Source organism: Streptomyces sp. NPDC052773, assembly GCF_044547145.1.
Taxonomy (GTDB): domain Bacteria; phylum Actinomycetota; class Actinomycetes; order Streptomycetales; family Streptomycetaceae; genus Streptomyces.
Genome location: NZ_JBITZX010000022.1, coordinates 93,115 through 109,371 on the forward strand (window position 1 = coordinate 93,115; position 16,257 = coordinate 109,371).

Consider the following 16,257-nt stretch of genomic DNA (forward strand, 5'->3'; position numbering starts at 1 on the left):
ACCTGACGAAGCGTTACGAGAGTCCGCCATGTACGAGCTGTCCCGGGTCCGCCTCTACTCCATCGGGCCCGCCGGTGCGCGCTACGCCGACACCGTGCTTGACCTGCGCGGTGTGGGCGAGCCCGTGCCCGACCCCGCGCCCACCCAGGCGGAGTTCTTCGAGGAGGAGCCCGTCGGACCGCCGCGCCGCCCCGCGCCCGCCGGCGTGCTCTTCCTGGAGAACGGGGGCGGCAAGTCCGTCCTGCTCAAGCTGATCTTCTCGGTGATGCTGCCGGGCCACCGCAACACCCTCGGCGGCGCCAGCTCCGGCGTGCTGCGCAAGTTCCTGCTCGCCGACGACTGCGGCCATGTCGCCCTGGAGTGGCAGCACGTGCAGACCGGCGAGTGCGTGGTCGTCGGCAAGGTCAGCGAGTGGCGCGGACGCCAGGTCTCCAACGATCCGCGCAAGTTCGCCGAGGCCTGGTACTCCTTCCGGCCCGGCCCCGGACTCACCCTCGACAACCTGCCCGTCGCCGAGTCCACCGCCGTACGGCCGCCCGTCGAGGGCCAGTCCGGCGCGCAGGGCCGCCGCCGCACCATGAAGGGCTTCCGCGACGCCCTCACCGAGGCCGGGAAGGCGTACCCGCACCTCGAGGTGCACTGGGAGGAGATCCACGAGCGCTGGACCGAACACCTCGGCGAACTCGGCCTCGACCCCGAACTCTTCCGCTACCAGCGGGAGATGAACGCCGACGAGGGCGAGGCCGCCGGCCTGTTCGCGGTGAAGAAGGACTCCGACTTCACCGACCTGCTGCTGCGCGCCGTCACCGACACCCGTGACACCGACGGGCTCGCCGACCTCGTCAGCGGCTTCGGCAACAAGCTGGGCCGGCGCGCCGAGCTGATCGCCGAACGCGACTTCACCGCCGGGTCCGTGGACCTGCTCGGGAAGATCGTGGAGGCCGCCGAGGCCCGCGCCCGCGCCCGCGACGTCCACGCCGGGGCCGAGCGGCGCACCCGCACCCTGGCCCGCCGGCTGTCCGCGCGCGGAGCCCGGGAACGAGTGCGCGCCGCCGACCTCGCCCAGCGCGTCACGGCCGCCGCCTACGCCGTCACCCACGCCGAGAGCGCCCGCGAACGCAGCGCCTTGATCACCGCCGAACTCGCCTACCGGCACGCCTCGCTGGCGCTCGCCGCCGCCGAGAAGGCCGCCGCCGCGCAGAAGCGGGAACTCGCCGACGCGCGCACCCTGCACGCCGCCTGGCAGGCCGCCGAGGCCGTGCTGCGCCACCGCGCCGCCGCCGACCGGGTCGCCCGCGTGGCCGCCGCCATCCAGGAGGCCGAGCGGGACGCCGCCCCCGCGCTCGCCGCCCGCACCAAGGCCGCCACCGACCTGGTGCGCGCCCTGCACGCCGCCGCCGACGGCGCCGAGACGCTGGCCAACGAGGAGGAGGAGCGCTCCGCCGCGCTCCAGGAGGTCAGCGACTCGGCCTACCGGGACTCCACCGCCGCCGCCACCGAGGCCCAGCGCGCCCGCAGCGAGATCGGACACCTGCGCCAGCGGCTCGCCGAGGTCGAACAGGAGACTGCCGAGGCGGTCCGCGCGGGCTGGCTCGACGACAGCGCGCCCGACGCCGACCCCGCGCGCGCCGCGCTCGCCGCAAGCGACGCCGAGAAGACCGCCGTCGCCGCCTGGGACACCGCCCGCGAGGCCGCCCGCCGGGCCGCCGAGCACGCGCGCGAGGCGGCCTCCGCCGAGTCCCGCGCCGAACTGACCGCCGCCCGCGCGGCCGACGCCGCCACCGCCGCGGAGCGGTCGTACCAGGGCGAGCGGCGCACCGCCGAGGCCCTGGCCGCCGAGGAACGGCTGGCGGAACTGCTGAGCCTGCCCGGCGCCTCCGCCGGGGCCCGCGCCCTGGTGCCGGGACCCCGCACGGCCGAGGGCACCCCCGAGGACGACACCGCCCGCACCGAGACCGCCCTCACCGCCGAGGAACTGGACCGCTTCGCCGACGAGCTGCGCGAACTTCTCGACGACGCCGTCTCCTCCGCCGAGCGCCAGCTCTTCGACCTGCGCACCGCCGCCGCCGACGACGCCCGCATCCTCGGCGCGCTCGGCGACGGCGGGCTGCTGCCGCCCGGCCCGGACGTCCTGGCCACCGTCGAGTTCCTCGGCGAGCACGGCATCCCCGCGCTGCCCGGCTGGCGCTATCTCGCCCAGGCCGTCGACCCCGCCGACCACGCGCGCGTGCTGGCCGCCCGGCCCGAGCTGGTCGACGGCGTGATCATCACCGACCCCGACTCGCACGCCCGCGCCCGCGAGGCACTGAGCGACGCCGCGCTGCTGCCCCGGTCCGCCGTGGCCGTCGGCACCGCCGCCGCCCTCCTCGCCCCCACCCCGGCCGCCGACTCCGCCGACAGCGGCGTCTTCCTCGTCCCGCCGAACCCGGCCATGCACGACGAACACGCCGCCGATGAGGAACGGCAGGCCCTGCGCGCCCGCGCGGCCGAGCGCGACGAGGAGATCCGCACCCTCGCCGCCCGCCTCGGCAAGGACCGTGAACTCGCCGCCCGGCTCGCCTCCTGGCGCACCGGCTGCCCCGCCGGGCGCCTCGCCGAACTCGCCCGCGCCGCCGAGGAGGCCCGCGCGTTCGCCGAGGAGGCCGAGGCCGAGCTGGCCGAGGCGCGCACCGCCCGCGCGGAGGCCGAGGAGGCCGCCGCCGAGGCCGCCCAGGTCCGCGACGAGAAGCAGGAGGCCGCGCAGAAGGCCCGGCGCGCCGCCGACGCCCTCGCCGGCCTCGCCTTCCGGCTGCGCGAACGGGCCGGCTGGCAGGCCAAGCTGCGCGAACTCGCCGACGAGGCCGCCGAGTCCGAGGCCCGCGCCCAGGCCTGCCTGGAGCGCGCCCGCGCCGCCGACGAGGACCGCCGCGCCGCCCAGCGCGCCGCCGACGACGCCCGCCGCACCGCCCGCGCCCTGCGCGCCGAGCGCTCCGAGATCGCGGGCGCCCCCGACGACGTACCGGAACCCGACGGGGACGCGCCCAAGGCGTCCCTGCCCGCCCTGCGCGAGGCCTACCGGGCCGCCTCCCAGGTGTACGAGAAGGTCGGCGTCGGCGCCGACCTGCGCGCCGAGCAGGCCCGCGCGGAGAGCGACGAGAGCGCCGCCCGCGCCGAGCTGGACCGGCTCAGCAACAAGGTCCGCACCCGCGCGGAGCAGCTGCTCCAGTCCCCCGACGGCTCCGACGGACCGTCCCGGCAGGCCGCCGCCGCCCGCGCGGAGGAGCTGGTGCAGCTCCTGGAGACCCGTATGTCCACCGCCAGCGAGCAGCTGGGCCGGCTGCGCGGCGAGGCCGAACGGCACGCCCCCGAGGACGGCGAGGCCCACACCGAGCTGCCCGAGGAGCTGGTCCCGCGCGACGCCGAGCACGCCCAGGCGCTGCTGCGCACCGCCACCGCCGAACTCGCCTCCCGCACCGAGGCGCTGGCGCAGGCCCGCGAGGCGCACGCCGAGCTGCAGGCCGCCCACCGCGCCGCCGAGGACGCGGCCGGCGGCTTCGACGAGATCGCCGCGCTCCTGCGCGACCTGCTGCGCGAGCCCGCCGGGGAGGAGGAGCAGGACCAGCCCGAGCCGTACCCGGGCAGCCTGGAGGAGGCCCGGCAGGCCGCCGCCGAGGCCCGCCGGTCGCTGCGCGGCTGCGCCGCCGACCTGTCCGCCGCCGAGTCCGCCGTCCGCGAGGCGAGCGACGTCCTCGTCCGGCACGCCAACTCCACCCGCTACGAGCAGGTGCGCACCCCCGCGCGGCAGCAGATCCGCGAACTGCCCGCGTCCGCCCTGCCCGAGCACGCCCAGCGCTGGGCCGACGCCTTCGCGCCCCGGCTGCGCGTCCTCACCGACGAGCTGGCGCAGCTGGAACGCAACCGCGACTCGATCGTGGACCGGCTGCGCGGACTGGTCGAGTCCGCCCTCGCCACCCTGCGCTCCGCGCAGCGGCTGTCCCGGCTGCCGGAAGGGCTCGGCGAGTGGTCCGGGCAGGAGTTCCTGCGGATCCGCTTCGAGGAACCCGACCAGGCCACCCTCACCGAACGCCTCGGCGAGGTCATCGACGAGGCCACCCGCGCGGCGGTCAAGAAGAACTCCGACCTGCGCCGCGACGGCATGTCCCTGCTGCTGCGCGGCGTCGCCGCCGCGCTCCAGCCCAAGGGCGTCGCCGTCGAGATCCTCAAGCCCGACGCGGTGCTGCGCGCCGAGCGGGTCCCCGTCGGGCAGATGGGCGACGTGTTCTCCGGCGGCCAGCTGCTCACCGCGGCCATCGCCCTCTACTGCACGATGGCCGCGCTGCGCTCCAACGACCGCGGCCGCAGCGACAAGCACCGCCACGCGGGCACCCTGTTCCTCGACAACCCGATCGGCCGCGCCAACGCGACGTACCTGCTGGAACTCCAGCGGGCGGTCTCGGACGCGCTCGGCGTACAGCTGCTGTACACCACGGGTCTGTTCGACACCACGGCGCTCGCCGAGTTCCCGCTGGTCATCCGGCTGCGCAACGACGCGGACCTGCGGGCCGGCCTGAAGTACATCAGCGTCGAGGAGCACCTGCGTCCGGGCCTGCCGAAGCCGCCGCAGGCGGGGGAGACGGTTCACAGCGAGATCACGGCGACCAGGATGTACAAGCGCCCGGCGCCGAGTGTGCCGTAGGCACGACCGTGGGGACCTGCGGGCCGTCCTCGGCCGGTCGCGCAGTTCCCCGTGCCCGTGAGACCCCTACGCGTACTCCTTCAACAGGTCCGCGCACTTCTCGCCGATCATCATCGTCGTGATGCACGGATTCACGGTCACGAGATCCGGCATCACCGACCCGTCCGCGACCCGCAGCCCCTCGACCCCCTTGACCCGCAGCCGCGCGTCGAGCGGGGCCGAGGGGTCGTCGTCGGCGCCCATCTTCACGGTGCAGGCCGGGTGGTAGACGGTGTTGTGCGTCTTGCGGATGTAGTCCAGCAGCTCGTCGTCGCCGCGCACCTCCGGTCCGGGCGCCAGCTCCGCGCCCGCCCAGCCGCTCAGCGCGGGCTGCCCGGCGATCCGCCGCGCGAGCCGCAGCCCGTACGTCATCACCCGCACGTCGTGCTCGTGCGTGAAGTAGCGCGGGTCCACCTTCGGCTTGTCCCGGTAGTCCCGGGTCCGCAGCCGCACCGTGCCCCGCGATTTGGCGCGGGTGACGTTGGGGGTGAGGCAGAAGGCGTTCTCGGAGGTCGGATAGCCGTGCCGCGCGGTGTTCATGTCGAACGGCACCGAGCCGTAGTGGAACATCAGGTCCGGCCGGTCCAGGCCGGGCTCGGTGTCGTAGAAGATGCCCGCCTCCCACCACTGGCTGGACGTGGTGGTCATGGGCTGCTTCGCCTCCCACATGATCACGCCCTCGGGGTGGTCCTGGAGGTTCTCGCCGATGCCCGGAGAGTCCACCACCACCTCGACCCCGACGTCCCGCAGATGCCCGGCCGGTCCGATGCCGGACAGCATCAGCAGCTTCGGTGAGTCGATCGCGCCGCAGGAGACGATCACCTCGCGCCGGGCCCGTACGGTCCGGGTGTGGATGAGGTCCGGGTCCAGGTACTCGGCGCCGACGCACCGCCGTCCCTCGAGCACCAGCTTCCTGGCCCGCACCCCGGTCCGCACCTCGAGGTTGGGCCGCTTGCCCATGACCGGGTGCAGATACGCCACCGACGACGACTGGCGGATGTTGTTCTCGTCGGCGTTGATCTGGAACCAGTTGGCGCCCCGGATCACCGTCCGGCCGGTGTTGAACGGCACCGTCGGTATCCCCGCCTGCGCGCACGCCTTCAGCAGCGCGGCGCCGCACGGGTCGTCGCCCTTTAGGGTGCGCAGCCTCACCGGTCCGGAGCGGCCGTGGTGGTCGCCGGGGGCGTCGTTGTTCTCCAGCCGCCGGTACAGCGGGAACAGGTCGGCCGCGCTCCAGCCGGTACAGCCGGCGGCGGCCCAGTCGTCCAGGTCCTCGGCCGGGGCCCAGAAGGCGATGCACGAGTTGTGCGAGGAGCAGCCGCCGAGCACCTTCGCGCGGGCGTGCCGCAGGAAGCTGTTGCCGGTGGTCTGCGGTTCGACCGGGTAGTCCCAGTCGTAGCCGGACTCCAGCAGGCCCATCCAGCGCTCCAGCCGCAGCACGTCGTCGTCGCCGACGTCGCTCGGCCCCGCCTCCAGCACGCACACCGTGACCGTCGGATCCTCCGACAGCCGTGCCGCGACCACGTTGCCCGCGGTGCCGCCGCCGACCACGACGTAGTCGAACTCGTCCATGCCCATGAGTCGTTGACCTCCTTCAGTCGGCCGCGGGGGCGGCGAGGGGAGCGGGGGACACGGGAACGGTCTCCAGGCGGTGCTCGGCGAGGACGCCGGTGCGGTGCCGCTGGACGAACCAGTAGTAGGCGAAGCCGCCGCCCGCGATGACCACGACGAACAGCACGGCACCCCAGCGCAGGTACCAGTGGTACGGGGCGGTCGCGTTGTAGACGGAGGCGCGCGGCCAGATCAGGTTGACCGTCATGGCGGCGCCCCACACCACGGCCAGCAGGTTGACGGGCAGACCCCAGCGGCCCAGCGAGAACTTCCCCTCGGCGGGCCGCCACGTCCCGCGCAGCCGGGCGACCAGCATCGGGGCGGTCACCCCGAGGTAGGCCAGGTAGATCATGATGATGCCGATGCTGGTGACGACGGTGAAGATCTGCGGCTGGCGGATGTTGACCACCAGGATGGCCAGCGCGAGCACTCCGATGAGCACGGCCGGCAGCACCGGCGTACGGAAGCGCGGGCTGACGCGGGCCAGCAGGCCGGACGCGGGCAGGTTGTTGTCGCGGGCCATCGCGAACGCCAGCCGGATCGCCGCCGTGTGCACGGCCAGCGCGCACACCGTCACCGCGATCAGCACGCACCACAGCATCGCCTTGCCGGCCGTCGGGCCGAGCACGTCCAGCACGACGTACTGCAGGCCGTCCGTGGACAGCTTGTCGCCGCGCAGGCTGGACACGCTCATCAGCGCCAGCAGCAGCACCAGTCCGCCCAGCAGGAAGGACGCGACGATGGCCCGGATGATCGCGCGCGGCGCGTTGCGGGACGGGTCGAGGGACTCCTCGCCGAGCGAGGCGGCCGTGTCGAAGCCGTACATGACGTACGCCGACGCCAGCGAGGCGACGAGGAAGGCGCCGAGATAGCCCGCGCCGTGGCCGGCCCCGGTGCCGTGCGTCTCCAGCACCACCTGCGGGCCGCGCGTGATGTGGGCGGCGAGCAGCACGATCAGGACCACGGTGGCGATCAGCTCGATGAACACGCCCGCGGTGTTGATCCGCGCCATCAGCTTGACGCCGAAGGCGTTGACCAGGGTGGTGAACAGGATCAGCACCGCCGCGAGGACGACCGCGTTGGTCGCCACGTCGTAGGTGCCGGTGCCGTCCCCGACGAACTGGAAGACGCCGGAGATCTGCGGCAGCGTCAGCTGGTACGCCAGTGCCACCGCCGCGATGGACACGATCGACGCGATCAGCATCATCCAGCCGGCCAGCCAGCCGAGATGCGGATTGCCGAGCTTCTTCGCCCAGTTGTAGACCGAACCCGCCACCGGGTAGCGGGCGGCCAGCTCCGCGAAGCACAGGGCGACCGCGAACTGGCCGGCGAAGACCAGCGGCCACGACCACCAGTAGGCGGGGCCGCCGCTGCCGTAGCCGAAGTAGAACAGCTGGAAGGTGCCGGTGAGGATGGAGATGTAGCTGATGCCGGCGGCGAAGGTGTGGAAGGTGCCGAGGGTGCGTTTGAGTTCGGGGCGGTAGCCGAACTCGGCGAGTTCGGCGTCGTCCTGGTGCGATGTGGGCATGAGCGGACTCCTCGTGCTAGGCGAACCAGCCCTGGGGCGCGGGTGCGGTGTTGCGCCAGACGTGCTTGGGCTCGCGGTACTCGGCGAGCCCGGCGGGGCCCAGCTCGCGGCCGAAGCCGGACTGCTTGAAGCCGCCCCACTCGGCCTGCGGGACGTACGGGTGGTAGTCGTTGATCCACACCGTGCCCAGCCGCAGCCGGGCCGCGACCCGGGCCGCCCGGGCCTCGTCGCCCGTCCAGACGGCGCCCGCGAGGCCGTAGACCGTGTCGTTGGCGAGCCGCACCGCCTCGTCCTCGCCGGAGAACCGTTCGACGGTGAGCACCGGCCCGAACGACTCCTCGCGCACCACCGACATCCCGGACGCGCACTCGTCCAGCACGGTCGGCAGGTAGTAGAAGCCCTGGTCGAGGCCCGGTCCGGAGGGGCGCGCCCCGCCGCAGCGCAGCACCGCGCCCTCGGCCAGGCCCCGCGCGACGTACGCCTCCACCTTCGCCCGGTGCGCGGCCGAGATCAGCGGCCCGGTCCGGGCGTGCTCGTCGAACGGGCCGCCCAGCGGGATGCGTTCGGCCCGGCGGACGATCTCGTCGACGAACCTCTCGTGCAGCCGGTCCTCGACCAGCAGCCGGGCGCCCGCCGAGCACACCTGCCCGGAGTGCAGGAACACCGCGGTCAGCGCCATGTCGACGGCCGTGTCGAAGTCGGCGTCCGCGAAGACGATGTTCGGGTTCTTGCCGCCGAGTTCCAGGGCGACCTTCTTCACCGTCGCCGCCGCGGCGGCCATCAGCCGACGGCCGGTGTGCACCCCGCCGGTGAAGGACAGCAGGTCCACGTCCGGGTGGTCGGCGAGCGGGGCGCCCGCCTCCGGACCGGCGCCCAGCACCAGGTTCCCGGCGCCCGGCGGAAGCCCGGCCTCCGCCAGCAGGCGCATCAGGTGGATCGCCGTGTGCGGGGTCAGCTCGCTGGGCTTGAGGACGAAGGTGTTTCCCGCCGCGAGCGCCGGGGCGACCTTCCAGGCCGTCTGGAGCAGCGGATAGTTCCACGGCGTGATCAGCGCGCAGACGCCGACCGGCTCGTACACCACCCGGCTGTCCACGTCGTCCCGGCCCGTGTCGACGACCCGGCCGGCCGGCTCCGCCGCGACCAGGTGCCCGAAATAGCGGAAGCAGGCCGCCACGTCCTCGATGTCGAACTCGCTCTCGACCAGCCGCTTGCCGGTGTCCAGCGACTCGGCGCGGGCCAGCGCGGCCTTGTCCCGCAGCAGCAGCTCCGCGACCCGCAGCAGCAGCCCGGACCGCTCCCGCGCGGACGCCCGCGGCCACGGCCCGCTGTCGAAGGCGCGGCGGGCGGCACCGATCGCCTCCACGGTGTCCTTGCCGCCCGCCTCGTCCACCACCCCGACGAGCGAACCGTCGGCCGGACAGCGGATCTCCCGGGACCCGCCGTCCAGCGCGGCACGCCACTGACCGTCGACGAACAGATCAGGCATGGTCACCTCCCCGCAGCCCGGTCAGCCGCTCGGTCAGCCACGCGTGGAAGATCCCGATGTGGTGCTCGTTGGGCACCAGCACCCCGCCCCGGCGGTACGCACGCGACGCCATGGCCGGCTGGGTGCGCTCGCACGCCTCGAAGTCCTGCACGTTCACCCGGTGGAACAGCTCCACCGACTTCGACACGTCCGCGCCCGACTCCACCACCTCCGGCGCGTACAGCCAGTCGCACTCGACGACCGTGCGGTCCTCGGCGAGCGGGAACATGCGGTGCAGGATGACGTGGTCCGGGACGAGGTTGACGAACACCGTGGGCTTCACGGTGATCGCGTAGTAGCGGCGGTCCTGGTCGGCGGAGACGTCCGGCAGCCTGCCGAAGCCCTCGCTGCCGTCGACCGTGAACCCCTTGACGTCCTCGCCGAACGCGGCGCCGTGGCCCACGTAGTACTGCGCGGCGTAGCCGTCGGCGAACTCCGGGAGCACCTCGGTGAGTTCGGGGTGGATCGTCGCGCAGTGGTAGCACTCCATGAAGTTCTCGACGATCAGCTTCCAGTTCGCCTTCACGTCGTACGTGATCCGCTTGCCGAGCGCCAGGTTCCCGGTGCCGTAGTGCTCGATGGCCGCCGCGTCGCCGAGGCGTTCCACGGCGGCGTACATCACCGTGTCCTCGAACGACGGCGGTTCGTCGGCCAGGCACACCCAGGCGTAGCCGAGCCATTCGCGCAGGGCCACGTCGACCAGGCCGTACGCGGCGCGGTCGACGTCCGGCATCTTCACCAGGTTCGGCGCGGCGATCAGCCTGCCGTCGAGGTCGTACGTCCACGCGTGGTACGGGCACTGGATGCTGCGGCGCACCTCGCCGGACTCCTCCAGGCAGAGCCGGGCCCCGCGGTGGCGGCAGATGTTGAGGTAGGCGCGCAGCGCGCCGGCGCGGGTGCGGGTGATCAGGACGCTCTCGCGGCCGACCTGGACGGTGCGGAAGGCGCCGGGCCGCGGGAGGTCGGCGGAGCGGACGGCGCAGAACCACATCGACTCGAAGACGCGTTCCTGTTCCTGCCGGAAGATCTCCGGGTCGGTGTAGTAGTGGCCGGGGAGGGTGGCGATCAGGCTCGGTGGGAGCGGGGTCGTCGTCACGGGCGTACTCCTCGTCAGGCGGGCGCGGCGGCGAGACGGGCGGGGTCGAACAGGCCGATGGGGTGCGCGGTGGAGCCGGTCAGGGTCAGGTCGGCGAGGATCTCCCCGACCACGGGCACGAACTTGAAGCCGTGCCCGGAGAAGCCGCACGCCACGGTCACGGACTCGGGGTGGGCGGGGTGCTGCGCGATGACGAAGTGCTCGTCCGGGGTATTCGAGTACATGCAGGTGGCGGCCTTGAGGAAGGTGCCGGGCAGGTCCGGGATACAGCCCGCCATGTGGTCCGCCATCGCCCGGATCTCGTGCTCGTGGACGGTCCGGTCGATGGTCTCGGGGGTGGTTTCCCGCCCCTTGCGGAAGAAGGCGACCTTGGCGCCGAGGTCGGGGCCGTCGATGGCGGGGAAGCCGTAGACCTGGACGCCGGCCGCGTCCTCCCAGATGTAGATCGGGTGGCGCTCGGGGAGAAACGGTTCGACGCCGTGGCGGGGCTGGAACCAGTACATGACCTGCCGCTCGATGGTGAACGGCACGCCCAGGTCGGCCAGCAGCCGCGGCGCCCACGCGCCCGGGCAGATCACCAGCCGGCCCGCCGTGTACGTGTTCTCGGCCGTGTGCACCCGGACGCCGTCCCGGTACGGCTCCCAGCGCGTCATCGGCTCGTCGAAGTGCAGGTCGGCGCCCTGCCGGGTGGCGAGCTGGAGGTGCGCGGCGACGGTGTTCTCGGGCCGCAGCAGCCCGGCCTTCGCCTCGTGGACCGCCACCTCGTCGTCGCGCGGGTTCAGCGTCGGGAAGCGGCGGCGGATCTCCTTGGCGTCCAGCAGCTCGTGCGGGAGGTCCCACTGCCGGGCGGAGCGCAGGGAGCCGGAGACGGTGCGGGAATCGGGCGGGCCGATCATCACCCCGCCGCCCAGGAGGGCGATCTCCCGGCCGGTGGCGCGCTCCAGCTCCTCGTACAGCTCGTAGGCGCGCAGCAGCAGCGGGACGTACGCCGGGTCCTCGAAGTACGACTGCCGGGTGATCCGCGAGCCGCCGTGGCTGGAGCCCCGGTTGTGCACCGGGCCGAACTTCTCCAGGCCGAGGACGCGGGCGCCGCGTGCGGACAGATGGTGGGCGGCGGCGCTGCCCATGCCGCCGAGGCCGATGACGATCACGTCGTAGGTGGGGGACACGGGCGCCTCCTAGCGGCGGATGCGGGTCATCTTCGGGTCGAAGAGGGGTTCTTCGGCGACGGTCGCCGGGACCTTCTCGCCGAAGTACTCGATGTGCACGGCCGTGCCGGTGGGGAGCGGCGGCAGCCAGGCGTACGCGACGCAGCGGCCGATCGTGTAGCCGTACGACGCGCTGGTCACGTAACCGGCGGGGGCGCCGTCGACGAACACGGGCTCCTTGCCGAGGACGACGGCGGCCGGGTCGTCGAGGAGGAGCGGGGTCAGACGGCGGGTGACGTTCCCGGCGTCGCGTGCGCGCAGGGCGTCGCGGCCCACGAACTCCTTGTCCGGGCGGACCGCGAAGCCGAGGCCCGCCTCGTAGGGGGTGTGCTCGTCGGTCATGTCGACGCCCCACGCGCGGTACCCCTTCTCCAGCCGCAGGGAGTTGAACGCCGAGCGGCCGGCGGCGATCACGCCGAGGTGCCGGCCCGCCTCCCACAGCGTGTCCCACAGCCGCAGGCCCAGGTCCGCGGTGGTGTACAGCTCCCAGCCCAGCTCGCCGACATAGCTGAGGCGCATCGCCGTGACCGGGACGTGCCCGATGTACGTCCGCCTGACGCGGAAGTAACCGAACGCCTCGTGCGAGAAGTCGTCGCGGGTGAGCGGCTGGACGAGATCGCGGGCGAGGGGACCCCAGACCCCGATGCAGCAGGTGCCGGAGGTGACGTCCGTGATGTGCACGTCGTCCGGCGCGTGCCGCAGCAACCAGTCCAAGTCGGCGGGGGAGTTGGCGCCGACCTGGAAGCGGTCGGGGCCCAGGCGGGCGACGGTGAGGTCGGAGCGGATGCCGCCGGAATGGTCGAGGAGCAGGGTGTAGGTGACCGCGCCGGGCTTCTTGCGGAGGTTGTTGGTGGTCATGCGGTCCAGGAAGCCGAGGGCTCCCGGGCCGGTGACCTCCAGGCGGCGCAGCGGCGTCATGTCGTAGAGGGCGACCCGCTCGCGGGTGGCCTTTGCCTCGGCGGCGGCGATGGGGGACCAGTGGCGGGCCGACCAGGCGTCGCGTTCCGGCAGGTCGAGCCCTTCGGCGAGGGCGGCGTTCGCCTCGTACCAGTGCGGGCGCTCCCAGCCGCCGCCCTCCAGCAAGTACGCGCCGAGCCGTTCCTGGCGGGCGTGGAAGGGGCTGACGCGCAGGGGGCGGGGGTGTTCGAGGGGCTGGAGCGGGTGGATGACGTCGTACACCTCGACGAACTGCTGCGCGCCGCGGTCCCGGACGTACGCCGGTGAGCGCTGCGCCTCCTCGAACCGCGTGAGGTCGCACTCGTGCAGGTCGAGCGACGGCCGCCCGTCCACCAGCCACTCGGCGACCGCCTTGGCGACCCCGGCGGAGTGGGTGACCCAGACGGCCTCGGCCAGCCAGAAGCCGCGCAGGTCGCGCGATTCGCCGAGGACCGGCATGCCGTCGGGGGTGAAGGAGAAGACCCCGTTGAAGCCGGTGTCGATCTCCGTGGCGCACAGGGCGGGGATCAGCCGCCGGCAGTCCTCCCAGCTGGGGGCCCAGTCCTCCGGGGTGAAGGGGTAGGAGGACGGCATGTCGAGGTCCTGGGCGCGCGCCTCGTCGTACGCCGGAACCGCGAAGGGGTCGACCGCGAGCGGCCGGTGCGCGTAGGAGCCGATGCCGATGCGGTCGGTGTGCTCGCGGAAGTACAGATCGCGGTCCTGGAAGCGGAGGATGGGCCGGGTGGCCTCCCGCCGGTGGCCGCCCAGCTCCGCCAGCGGCCGCGTCTTCGCGTACTGGTGCGCGAGCGGTTGCAGGGGTACGTCGACTCCGGCCATCCGGCCGATGACCGGGCCCCAGAAGCCGGCCGCGGAGACGACGTGGTCGGCGGGGAACGTGCCGCGGTCGGTGACGACGGCGGTGACGCGGCCGTTCTCCTTCTCGATGCCGGTCACCGTGTGCCGGTCGAGGAAGCGGGCGCCGCGGGCGACCGCCCGGTCCATCTGGGCGCGGGACGCGAGCAGGGCGCGGGCCAGGCCGTCGTCCGGGGTGTGGAAGCCCCCGAGGACGATCGACTCGTCGATGAGCGGCCAGAGTTCCTTGCAGCGGGCGGCGCTCACGACTTCGCCACGGATGCCCCAGGAGGCGGCGTAACCGGCGCGCCGGTGCAGTTCGGCGAGGCGTTCGGGGGTGGTGGCCAGCTCCAGGCCGCCGACCGGGTCGAAGCAGGGGACGCCGTCGGCCTCGAGGGAGCGGAACTTCTCGACGGTGTACCGCGCGAAGAGCGTGAGCGTCCTGGACGGGCTGGTCTGGAAGACGAGACCCGGCGCGTGCGAGGTGGAGCCGCCGGGGGCGGGCAGGGGGCCCTGTTCGAGGACGGTGACGTCCGTCCAGCCGCGGGCGGTGAGTTCGTCGGCGAGGGAGCAGCCGACGATACCGGCACCGATGATGACCACACGGGGGTTTTCGGGGGTGCTGGACATGCCCCTCCTTGCGGGGACGGGGGTGAACGCGCTGAGGGGGTGGGGTCGTTCGGGAGGCAGGGGGTTCGGGAGGTGGGCTGGTTCGGGAGGTGAGGGCGCTCAGGGGGCGGGGTCGCTCAGGGGGCGGGGTCGCTCAGGGGCGCCGGGGACGCGGGCACGGTGGACCGCTCGGCGGCGATCGTCGTGTCCTGGCCGTGCCCGGTGTGGACGACGGTGTCGCCGGGCAGGGTGAGCAGCCGGGCACGGATGGACGCCTCGATGGCCGGGCGGTCCGAGTAGGAGCGGCCGGTGGCGCCGGGGCCGCCGTGGAAGAGGGTGTCGCCGGTGAGGACGGCGGTGAGCGAGGGCGCGTGCAGGCAGCAGCTGCCCCAGGTGTGGCCCGGGGTGTGCAGCACGTGGAGCGCGATGCCGGCGACCCTGAGGACGCGGCCGTCGGTCAGCTCGCCGTCCGGCTTGCGGGCGGGGTGGGTGAGGGACCACAGCTCGTGGTCGTCGGGGTGCAGCAGGACCGGGGCGCCGGTCAGGGCGGAGAGCGCGGGGGCCGCGTCGATGTGGTCGTCGTGCGCGTGGGTGCACACGATCGCGGTGACCCGGCGTCCCGCCACCGCCGCGTGGATCGTACGGGCGTCGTGCGCGGCGTCGACGACCAGCACCTCTTCGTCGTCGCCGACGAGCCAGACGTTGTTGTCGACGTCGAAGGTCTCGCCGTCGAGGGTGAAGGTGCCCCGCGTGACGACCCTCTCGATACGTGCTTGGCTCACATGACCACCACCGAGCGCAGCACCTCGCCGCGGTGCATCTTGGCGAACGCCTCCTCGACCTGGTCGAGAGCGATCGTCTCCGTGACGAAGGCGTTCAGATCCAGCAGCCCGTACAGATACTGGTCGATCAGGAACGGGAAGTCCCGGCTCGGCAGACAGTCGCCGTACCAGGACGACTTGATCGCGCCGCCCCGCGAGAACACGTCGATCAACGGCAGCTCGATCTTCATCTCGGGGGAGGGCACGCCGACCTGGACGAGCAGGCCCGCGTGGTCGCGCATGTAGAACGCCTGGCGGAACGTCTCCGGGCGGCCGACGGCGTCGATCGCGATGTCCACGCCATGGCCGTCGGTGAGGGCGCGGACCGCCTCGATCGGGTCCGTGCCCCGGGAGTTGACGGTGTGGGTGGCGCCGAATTTCTCCGCCTGGTCGAGCTTGCGGTCGTCGATGTCGACCGCGATCACCTTCATGGCGCCGTTGAGGCAGGCACCGGCGATGGCCGCGTTGCCGACCCCGCCGCAGCCGATGACGGCGACCGAGTCGCCGCGGCCGACGCCGCCGGTGTTCACCGCGGCGCCGTACCCGGCCATCACGCCGCAGCCGATGAGGCCCGCGGCCTCGGGGCGGGCCGCCGGGTCGATCTTCACCGCCTGACCGGCCGCGACCAGCGTCTTCTCGGCGAAGGCGCCGATGCCCAGGGCGTTGCTGAGCGGGGTGCCGTCCGTGAGGGTCATCGGCTGCGTGGCGTTGCGGGAGTCGAAGCAGTACCAGGGGCGACCGCGGCGACAGGAACGGCAGCTGCCGCAGGGCGCCCGCCAGGCGAGCACCACGTAGTCGCCGGGAGCGAGGTCGGTGACGCCCTCGCCGACCGCCTCGATCGTGCCGGCCGCCTCATGGCCCAGCAGGAAGGGGAAGCCGTCCGTGACGGCGCCCTCCCGGTAGTGCAGATCCGTGTGGCAGACCCCGCAGGCCTGCACGGTCACCAGAACCTCCCCGGGACCCGGGTCGGGGACGACGATCGTCTGCACCTCGACGGGTGCGCCCTTCTTCGCAGCGACTACGGCACGGACCTCGTGTGGCACGACACGCTCCTCTGCTGTTGCGCATTGCACGATGGGTTGCGCGATGGGGAACATACTGAGAACGCCATCGAGTGGCCGTCAAGAGGTGCGGGTTAACCCTTCGCAAAAGGAGCGGGGGCACGGAAACCTTGCCGACACACAGCGGCGGGGGGGGGGGGGGGGGGGGGGGCGGCCGCCCGCGGGGGGGGGGGGGGGGGGGGGGGGGGGGGGCGCCGCCCCCGCGGTGGGTCAGCCTGCCGTCTCGTGGTCGGACGGCTTGATGCCACGGGGGCCGGGAAGCGTCTCGGCCGCGGGCGCTACCCCGTACTGGGCGG

Annotated in this window: 9 protein-coding genes; 1 reads left to right on the forward strand and 8 read right to left on the reverse strand. The window is 73.4% G+C overall.

Going from position 1 to position 16,257, the window contains the following annotated elements; genetic code table 11:
• Positions 1-28 precede the first annotated feature (28 nt).
• The gene (locus ACIG0D_RS33395) at positions 29-4,675 is read left to right on the forward strand and encodes a hypothetical protein (protein WP_399808640.1); all 4,647 of its coding nucleotides are present in this window, start codon (positions 29-31) and stop codon (positions 4,673-4,675) included.
• Between the two features lie 66 nt (positions 4,676-4,741).
• Here the strand turns inward: ACIG0D_RS33395 and ACIG0D_RS33400 are convergent, their stop codons facing one another.
• The 8 genes from ACIG0D_RS33400 to ACIG0D_RS33435 all read right to left on the reverse strand — a co-directional run bounded on the left by ACIG0D_RS33400 (position 4,742) and on the right by ACIG0D_RS33435 (position 15,943).
• On the reverse strand, positions 4,742-6,292 hold the full coding sequence (locus tag ACIG0D_RS33400) for a GMC family oxidoreductase (RefSeq protein WP_399808643.1): 1,551 nt from the start codon (positions 6,290-6,292) through the stop codon (positions 4,742-4,744).
• 16 nt (positions 6,293-6,308) lie between these two features.
• On the reverse strand, positions 6,309-7,853 hold the full coding sequence (locus ACIG0D_RS33405) for an APC family permease (RefSeq protein ID WP_399808646.1): 1,545 nt from the start codon (positions 7,851-7,853) through the stop codon (positions 6,309-6,311).
• Positions 7,854-7,869: 16 nt separating this feature from the next.
• Positions 7,870-9,339 carry an aldehyde dehydrogenase family protein gene (locus tag ACIG0D_RS33410; protein ID WP_399808649.1) on the reverse strand — a complete coding sequence of 490 codons (1,470 nt, stop codon included), beginning with the start codon at positions 9,337-9,339 and terminating at the stop codon, positions 7,870-7,872.
• Entirely contained in the window at positions 9,332-10,474 is a 1,143-nt protein-coding gene (locus ACIG0D_RS33415; protein ID WP_399808652.1) for an aromatic ring-hydroxylating dioxygenase subunit alpha, read from the reverse strand. The genes ACIG0D_RS33410 and ACIG0D_RS33415 overlap by 8 nt, the downstream gene beginning before the upstream one ends.
• A 14-nt stretch (positions 10,475-10,488) precedes the next feature.
• On the reverse strand, positions 10,489-11,643 hold the full coding sequence (gene solA / locus ACIG0D_RS33420; RefSeq protein ID WP_399808655.1) for an N-methyl-L-tryptophan oxidase: 1,155 nt from the start codon (positions 11,641-11,643) through the stop codon (positions 10,489-10,491).
• A gap of 9 nt (positions 11,644-11,652) precedes the next feature.
• Positions 11,653-14,100, reverse strand: a complete 2,448-nt coding sequence (locus ACIG0D_RS33425; protein WP_399808657.1) for an FAD-dependent oxidoreductase — start codon at positions 14,098-14,100, stop codon at positions 11,653-11,655.
• Positions 14,101-14,216: 116 nt separating this feature from the next.
• On the reverse strand, positions 14,217-14,861 hold the full coding sequence (locus ACIG0D_RS33430; protein WP_399808660.1) for an MBL fold metallo-hydrolase: 645 nt from the start codon (positions 14,859-14,861) through the stop codon (positions 14,217-14,219).
• Complete coding sequence (locus ACIG0D_RS33435) at positions 14,858-15,943, reverse strand: S-(hydroxymethyl)mycothiol dehydrogenase (protein WP_399808662.1); 1,086 nt, start codon at positions 15,941-15,943, stop codon at positions 14,858-14,860. Before ACIG0D_RS33435 ends, ACIG0D_RS33430 begins: the two co-directional genes overlap by 4 nt.
• Positions 15,944-16,257: the final 314 nt, after the last annotated feature.